Origin of the sequence: Aquaspirillum serpens DSM 68, from assembly GCF_000420525.1 — a bacterium.
In the GTDB taxonomy this organism is placed as follows: domain Bacteria; phylum Pseudomonadota; class Gammaproteobacteria; order Burkholderiales; family Aquaspirillaceae; genus Aquaspirillum; species Aquaspirillum serpens.
Genome location: NZ_ATVC01000085.1, coordinates 1 through 8,019, shown reverse-complemented (window position 1 = coordinate 8,019; position 8,019 = coordinate 1). Strand labels below are relative to the sequence as shown.

The window sequence follows — 8,019 nt, the reverse complement described above, 5'->3', positions numbered from 1 at the left end:
CCGGTTTTGCCGCCGGTGTTTCGACTGCCGGCGCTGCTTCGCCGCTTTCTTTTGCCGCTTTTCTCGCTGCGGCACGTTCCATTGCTGCCTGAATCGCCGCTTTTTTGGCCTCGTCATCCATTTTCGGCTTGGCTTCCGCCGGTGCATCGGTGTTTTGCGCTTTTTTCTCGGCGGCGCGTTTCATCGCCGCTTCAATCGCTGCGCGTTTACTGTCATCCAACGCTTGCGGTGCCGCTGTAGGCGGTGGCGTTGCGGTTTTCGCAGCTAAGCGCGCTGCTTTTTCTGCCTTATCACGCTCTAAACGGAATTGGCGGAATTCATGCCGTGTACGCGCCAAATCAGCGGCTTTTTTCTCGCGCTCTGCCGCCCAAATTTCACTCTTGGCAAAACGGTAATAATCGACCAACGGGATCTGGCTCGGACAAACATAGCTGCAAGCGCCACATTCAATACAGTCAAACAAGGCATTTTCCTGCGCTGCGCCAAGATTTTTCGCCTTAGCAAACCAATATAAATCCATCGGTTGCAGCTGTGCTGGACAGGCCTCAGCACACGCGCCGCAACGAATACAGGGCAACGCTGCTGGCCGAGGGGGAAAAAGCACCGGATCTTTCACAATCAAACAATTGCTGGCTTTGGTTAAGCCAGCTTGTAAATCCGGCAACTCAAAGCCCATCATTGGGCCGCCCATCACTACCGCTTGCTGGCCACTGCGAGTGGGTTCAGCTTGCTGTAACAACCACGCTAACGGCGTACCAATTAACGCCTCAACATTCCCTGCCTGTTTCACTGCGCCGGTTAAAGTCACAATACGCGATATCACCGGCTCACCCAGCACTACTGCGCGCCACATGGTGTAAACCGTCGCCACATTAAAACACTGCACGCCCAAATCGGTTGAGCGCATCCCATGTGGGACTTCTTTACCGGTGAGCAGGCGAATCAATTGTTTCGCGCCGCCACTTGGGTATTTCGTGGGGACAACCACCACCTCAATCGGCAAACCCGCGCAGGCTTGTTGCAAAGCACGAATCGCCTCTGGCTTATTGTCTTCTACCCCAATTAAGGTGTTTTCTGCCTGTAAGCGTTGCCGCAGAATATCGACACCCGCCACGATATCGGCAGCGCGTTCACGCATCAATAAATCATCACAGGTAATAAATGGCTCACATTCAGCGCCGTTAATCACCAAATGCTGTAATTTATCGCCTACTTTTAAGTGAGTTGGGAATACTGCGCCACCTAGACCCACCACCCCCATCATTTGTAAATGTTGTTTGAATTGGGCAGTGTCAGCGTGTTGCCAGTCGAGCGGTTGTTTTTCAATCCACTGGTGTTGTCCATCGGGCGTAATCACGATGGCTACATCGGGCAAGCCAGAAGGATGGGCGAAGGGCCGCATGGCAATATCAACCACGGTACCCGAAGTGGGGGCATGGATCGCAGCCGAGACATGACCATCGGCTTTGGCTAAGGTTTGACCGGCTAACACCCTTTCGCCAACATTCACGATAGGCTTAGCAGGGTTACCGATATGCTGACTTAGCGGCACTACCAAGGTTGGCGGCAGGGGCAGTTGGCGAATCGCGGTTTGATTAGACAGGTGTTTATACTCGGGCGGATGGATACCGCCATGAAAATCATACAATTTCATCAGGACGAGCTTTCTGTCGTGGCAGAGGGACGAACCAGCTTTAAGGCAAACACAGGGTAACGCCACTTCCAATTTTTCACGGTGGTACCGACCGGCACAATATGAATGCAATCAACAGGACACGGCGCCAAACAGAGTTCACAGCCGGTGCATTCACTGGCAATAATGGTGTGCATTTGTTTTGCTGAACCGACGATGGCATCCACCGGACAGGCTTGAATGCACAAGGTACAGCCAATACAGGTGTTTTCATCAATCACCGCTACCGACTTCGGTTTTGGCTGGGCAGCACCTTCATCAAAAGGCTTAAATTCCACCCCAAGCAATTCGGCAAGTTTGCGAATACCGTCTTCGCCACCAGGGGGACATTTATTGATGTCATCTTCACCGTGAGCGATAGCTTCGGCATAAGGGCGACACCCCGGATGGCCGCATTGACCACATTGGGTTTGTGGTAACACTGCATCGATTTTTTCGACCAGTGGATCGCCTTCGACCTTAAACCGCACCGAGGCAAAGCCCAAAATACCGCCGAGCAGCACCGCCAAAATCGCCATCACAGCAAGGGCAAGTAAGATGGCTGTCATTTGACCAAGCCTCCAAACCCCATAAAGGCCAAACTCATTAAACCGGCAGTGACAAAGGCAATCGCCGCCCCTCTAAATGGCGTCGGCACATCGGCCCCTTCCAATCGTTCCCGCATTGCAGCAAATAAAATCAAAATTAAAGAGAAACCCAAGGCACTGCCAGCACCAAATACCAACGCCTCAGCAAAGGTATGTTGTTCTTGCACATTCAGCAGCGGCACCCCCAATACAGCACAGTTGGTGGTAATCAACGGCAGATAGATGCCCAGCACTTGATATAACACAGGGCTGGTTTTATGAATCACCATCTCGGTAAATTGCACAATACCGGCAATCACCAAAATAAAAGACAGTGTGCGTAAATATTCCAGCTCAAAAGCCACCAATAATTGATTGATAAGATGGCTCGACCCAGCGGCCAAGGTCAACACAAAGGTGGTAGCAGCACCCATGCCGAGGGCCGCTTCGAGTTTCTTTGACACACCCATAAATGGGCACAGACCAAGAATTCTAACTAAGACGACATTGTTCACCAGAACAGTGCTGACGAGAATCAGCAGATAGTGACTGATATCCATGAGTAGGCGGGTCTATAGAAGTGAAGACATCATGATTAAGACATGAAAAATCCGCCACCGTGACGGACAGTGGCGGATTATCCGCTTGTGCAATGCAAGATTCAAGCGCAGGGCAAGACCAAGCGCCGGAGGGCTAATCAGTCAAGCTAGGCATAACTCAATTAAAATTATGCTCAATTAAGGCATAAGCAGAATGATTGTGGATGGATTCAAAGTTTTCTGATTCCACCACATATGCCACCACTTGCGGATGAGCGTGTACCGCCGCCGCCACATCACGCACCAAGTCTTCGACAAATTTAGGATTGTCGTAAGCACGTTCGGTGACATATTTTTCATCTGGCCGTTTTAACAAACCATACAACTCACACGAGGCTTGTTTTTCGGCAATATCAATCATCTCTTCAATCCACACATGGCCGGCAGTGCGGGCGGTGATGGTGATATGTGAGCGTTGATTGTGGGCACCATAGGCCGAGATTTTCTTAGAACATGGGCACAGGCTGGTAACAGGTACCAATACTTTCATCGAGAAACGATATTCGCCATCACGAATTTCACCAACAAAAGTCACTTCATAGTCGAGCAAACTTTGCACACCCGAGACTGGCGCCGTTTTGTTGACGAAATAAGGGAAGGTCATTTCAAGATAGCCCGACTCGGCCTCTAATCGTTCTACCATTTCACGGACGATGGTTTCAAACGATTCGACCGAGATTTCACGTTCGTGTTGATTCAAAATTTCCACGAAACGCGACATATGGGTGCCTTTGAAATGATGCGGCAAAAACACATACATATTGAACATACCGACAGTATGTTGTACCCCGCCACTGCGGTCGGCGACTTTCACTGGATGGCGTAGTGATTTAATCCCTACTTTATTGATCGCAAGATTGCGCGTATCAGGAGAGCTTTGGACGTCAGGAATGGCGGTCGAAGAAGGAGAAATAGAAGTCATTGAATTCGTCTGCTTATTGGCATCAAGAGTGGTAACAGTATAGCCGCAGGCAATACCCGAGTAAAGCACTCGGGTATCATAGCGACAGGCAAAATAGTCTATTGATATTGGCTATCAGGCAAGGTTTTTGTGTAGCGAAAGCGAATCGACTATGCCCAAACAAACGCGGTGATAAACATTGCCCCTACGGCAATCAGGAACATCGGCGCGCACACTTTAGCCAACTCTTTACCACCCAATGACACGATCAGGCCAAACTTAAACGCCGAGTTCGCCATAATCGCCAAGCACACCACCATCACCACTTGTTCAGGCACCAACTTACCCGCGTTGAACATATTGAGTGATGACAGGGCAATTGCATCCAAATCGCTGATACCGGACACCAACGCCACTAAATACAGCCCACTATTACCAAATAGATCAGACAACCACGCCGAGAAGAACATCACTGCGGCGTAAATTGCACCGAAAATCAGGGCAGTACGCATTTCTGTTGGGTTGCGTAGCTCCATACCGGTGCCAGCAGGCTCTTTGGCCGCCCGAAAGCGATACACCAACACATATAAAATGCCGCTGATAAAACCAGCCAACATCACTGGCGATAAGGTCATCACCAAAGACGGCGACAACACGGCGGCAATCCCGATTAAACGCAGGAACAGTACCAAATTCGCCAGCAAAATCACCGTGGCAGAAAACGCTAGGCTGGCTGGATTGGCTTTCACTTCACGGGCATAGGTCATACTGGTCGCAGTGCTGGAGACCAAGCCGCCTAAGAACCCCAACAGCGCCGCGCCGGCTTTTTCGCCAATAATCATCACAGCAACATAACCAGCCCAACCTACACCGGCAATTAACACCACCATTAACCAGATGTTATATGGATTAAGGGCTTGATAGGGGCCAAAGCCTCTATCCGGTAAAATCGGCAAAATAATCAGTGAAACGGCGGCAAATTGCAGCAAAGACAGCAAATCAGGCCGTGATAAGCGTTGGCTGACATGCACCAACTCTGGTTTCAGATACAACACCAAGGTCGCAATAATCGCCAACGCCACCGCCAAGTCGGTCAGTTCAAACCACACTAATAAACCGAGCGCATAAGTGACCAACAGCGCAATTTGTGTTGTCACGTGCCCACCACCCGCACCACCCAATCCGCGATTGACCACCATCGCCAATACAAAAAAACCTGCCGCCCCCAGCCAGTTCAAGCCCGACAACTGCCCCACCAAGCCCAACGCGGTGGCAAAAAAGCTGGTCAGCATAAAGGTTCGGATGCCGGCGGGGGTATTGCTCACCCGTTCCCGTTCAATCCCCAATAACAGGCCAATGCCTAAGCTGGTTAAGAACAACGGCAAACTTTGGAATTGTGTGCCTTCCAAAGCAAAGAATGAGTTAAGCATGTCTTGCATCGTCCCGCCTCCTCGAAAAATTATTTTTATCGCATCACAAAACCACAGCAAAAATTGCTTGATGCGTATTCATCACTGTACAACAAGCCTCTGTTTACTGCGCGGAGAAAGCAGCCAAAGGCGCACGGTAGAACATAGAAAAACCACCATCACGGTGGTGCAATCGCAACAAAGCTGACGATTCTAGTCATTACTGGTAGCAAAAAATTAAGTTTGTGATAAAGTAATATCGACTAAGTATTTACCGCAGATAAAAAGTAAAAATAATAAAAAAGCACAATCTGTCGATAACTGGGGTTGTTTATACTCACACAAAATAATGTAGGGTGGCGATAGCCCCGACTACCGCCATCTCTCACCAAGGAAGATACCGATCATGTCATTACGCGCGCGACTGATGGCTTTTGTTTTATTAATGCTAACCTGTTTATTTTATTAATGCTAACCTGTTTATCCATTCTGTTCTGTGCTGTGGCTTATTGGAAGATGAGCGATGCGGTGGAACAAGAAATTCACAATCAAATCAAAATGGCTGCAGAGGGCAAGGTCAGTTTTGTCAGTGAATGGGTAGACAGTCGGCAAAAAATTGTCGGCTCGATTTTGCCGCGCTTTGGCACAGGCGAACTCAAACCGATTTTAGATCAAGCCAAACAAGCCGGGGGCTTTGATGATGTCTATGTTGGTCAACCCGATAAAACCATGACGCAATTTAGCCAAGCCGTCCCTGTTCCCCCCGGTTACGACCCCACTGGGCGGCCATGGTATGTTGCGGCAAAAGAAACCAACGACCCTATCGCCACCGCCCCCTATATCGATGCTGCCACCCAACGCCCCATCATCACCTTCGCTCAATCACGTAAAGAGAATGGTCAGTTAGTGGCTGTGGCGGGGGGCGATGTCACCTTGGCACGGGTGGTAGAAGAAGTGACCGCCGCCAAATTACCCGGTGAGGGTTATGCCTTTTTAATGGCTGCCAGTGGCGAGGTGATTGCTCACCCTAACAAAGAAGCCACTTTGAAAAAAATCACCGAAGTAGTACCTGGCTTCAATATGAGTGTTATCAATCAGGCTGGTGTGATTCAAGAGCTGGACATCAATGGAGAGCAGGCCATGACTGCCTTTTACACCATTCCGAAAACGACATGGATACTCGGCGTGGTAGTACCCAAAGCGGCAGCCATGGCGCCGGTACAACAATTGGTGTTGGTGATGATTGGTCTTGCTGTGCTCGGCTTAGTATTGGCTGCCATTCTTGCTTATGCGGGTATTGCTAAAATGTTGTCAGGCTTAGGTGCGCTGCATCGTGCCATGCAACAAGTGGCGAGCGGGCATGGTGATTTAACTAAACAGTTACCAGTTCATCGAACCGATGAAGTGGGACAGATTGCCGAAGCATTTAATCAATTTGTCGCCAAGCTACGCGAGATGTTTCTCACCGTACGAGAAGAATCCGAAGCCTTGGCCGGCGATGCCGTGCAATTGAATCATGTGGCTGAACGTATTGCCGAAGATTCACGGATTCAGTCGCGTGAATTATCAGCCACTGCCGCCACCATCGAAGAAATCACCGTCAGCATCAACCACATCGCCGATCATGTTGGTGAAACCGAGAAATTGGTTTCGCAAAACCATCATCACTCGGTGGAGAGCTATCACGCGATGGCTGAGGTTGAACGTGAAGTGCAGTCAATTCTCGACGCAGTGTCCTCATTACATCAGGTGATGGGCGATTTGTCTGGTCAATCGGAACAAATTAAAGGCATTGTAAATGTGATTCACGATATCGCCGATCAAACCAATTTATTGGCGCTGAATGCGGCAATTGAGGCGGCTCGCGCCGGTGATTCAGGTCGTGGTTTTGCTGTGGTGGCAGATGAGGTGCGTAAGTTGGCCGAACGAACCGCCAGCGCCACCATCCAGATTGCAGGCATGATTGATACCGTGATTCGCTGCACCAGCGAGGCAATTACCCATACCCAAGCCACGAGCGATAAGGTTTCATCAGGTGTTTCGCTGTCCCGCAATGCGGCGGCAAAAGTGGAACAAATTAAAAGCAATACCGAGGAAATTTCCTCACGCATGGAAGAAATCACTTCATCAACCGCAGAACAAAGCGTGGCAACCAATTTAATGGCTAATAGTGCTGATCAAGTGAATGTCATGGCACAACAAACCGATGCCAGCCTGCAACAAGTCCTAGAAACTATCCACGTCCTAACCCAACGTGGTGATGAACTGAAGGGATTGGTCTCGCGCTTCCGTCTTTAAATAGGAAACTGAAAACAGCCCAACAGAAAAATTTGTAAAATTGACATCCTCCCCGCCCTAAAGAGCGGGGATTCCTACGGCGCTTTGGGCTAGACACAGGCCAAAGTCGCTTCGGTGGGTTCCTGCTGCTGGCGGTCTTGCTGCACCGCTCACTTCACAGGCGCACTGGGCAAGTCCTGCCCTTTTGTTGTTTATGCGGCAGCTAAGATAGCTTGGCCGCGTTTTAGAACATTAATCGCACCGACGACATCGGCGTGGTTTTCATAGCCGCATTGCACACATTGAAACTGCGCTTGTGTTTGGCGGTTTTCAGCCGAGATATGACCGCAGCTTGGGCAAGTGCGGCTGGTGTTTTGTGGCGGTACGGCGATGAGATGACCACCGTTCCACGCCAGTTTGTAGTCCAACTGCCGCCGGAACTCACCCCAACCTTGATCGAGGATAGCTTTATTCAGACCAGATTTAGCCCGAACATTTTTCCCTTCCGCTGACTTGGACATATTTTTTACCTGCAAATCTTCGAGGCACACAATCGCGTGGTTTTTGCTGATTT

The 8,019-nt window shown here is 49.9% G+C and carries 7 protein-coding genes; 1 reads left to right on the top strand and 6 read right to left on the bottom strand.

Going from position 1 to position 8,019, the window contains the following annotated elements; genetic code table 11:
- From rsxC to G465_RS14685, 5 genes are all read right to left on the bottom strand, one after another.
- Positions 1-1,654, bottom strand: a 1,654-nt coding sequence (rsxC, locus tag G465_RS0112110) for an electron transport complex subunit RsxC (protein WP_022654713.1), incomplete at its 3' end; no start/stop codon positions are given.
- On the bottom strand, positions 1,654-2,241 hold the full coding sequence (gene rsxB / locus G465_RS0112105; protein ID WP_022654712.1) for an electron transport complex subunit RsxB: 588 nt from the start codon (positions 2,239-2,241) through the stop codon (positions 1,654-1,656). The genes rsxC and rsxB, both read right to left, overlap by 1 nt.
- On the bottom strand, positions 2,238-2,819 hold the full coding sequence (gene rsxA / locus G465_RS0112100; protein WP_022654711.1) for an electron transport complex subunit RsxA: 582 nt from the start codon (positions 2,817-2,819) through the stop codon (positions 2,238-2,240). Before rsxA ends, rsxB begins: the two co-directional genes overlap by 4 nt.
- A 157-nt stretch (positions 2,820-2,976) precedes the next feature.
- A complete protein-coding gene (gene folE2 / locus G465_RS0112095) occupies positions 2,977-3,780 on the bottom strand; it encodes a GTP cyclohydrolase FolE2 (protein ID WP_022654709.1) in 804 nt (267 codons plus the stop codon).
- Positions 3,781-3,929: 149 nt separating this feature from the next.
- Complete coding sequence (locus tag G465_RS14685; protein ID WP_022654708.1) at positions 3,930-5,198, bottom strand: MgtC/SapB family protein; 1,269 nt, start codon at positions 5,196-5,198, stop codon at positions 3,930-3,932.
- Positions 5,199-5,684: 486 nt separating this feature from the next.
- Between G465_RS14685 and G465_RS0112085 the strand changes: the two genes are divergently transcribed.
- Entirely contained in the window at positions 5,685-7,466 is a 1,782-nt protein-coding gene (locus tag G465_RS0112085; protein WP_245556795.1) for a methyl-accepting chemotaxis protein, read from the top strand.
- Between the two features lie 191 nt (positions 7,467-7,657).
- Here the strand turns inward: G465_RS0112085 and G465_RS14680 are convergent.
- The coding region (locus G465_RS14680) for an RNA-guided endonuclease InsQ/TnpB family protein (RefSeq protein WP_040399747.1) at positions 7,658-8,019 on the bottom strand (362 nt) is incomplete at its 5' end.

Excerpts from the sequence above, each read along its gene's own strand:
- rsxB (WP_022654712.1), bottom strand. The coding sequence starts at position 2,241 with ATGACAGCCATCTTACTTGCCCTTGCTGTGATGGCGATTTTGGCGGTG.
- rsxA (WP_022654711.1), bottom strand. The coding sequence starts at position 2,819 with ATGGATATCAGTCACTATCTGCTGATTCTCGTCAGCACTGTTCTGGTG.
- folE2 (WP_022654709.1), bottom strand. The coding sequence starts at position 3,780 with ATGACTTCTATTTCTCCTTCTTCGACCGCCATTCCTGACGTCCAAAGC.
- G465_RS14685 (WP_022654708.1), bottom strand. The coding sequence starts at position 5,198 with ATGCAAGACATGCTTAACTCATTCTTTGCTTTGGAAGGCACACAATTC.
- G465_RS0112085 (WP_245556795.1), top strand. The coding sequence starts at position 5,685 with ATGAGCGATGCGGTGGAACAAGAAATTCACAATCAAATCAAAATGGCT.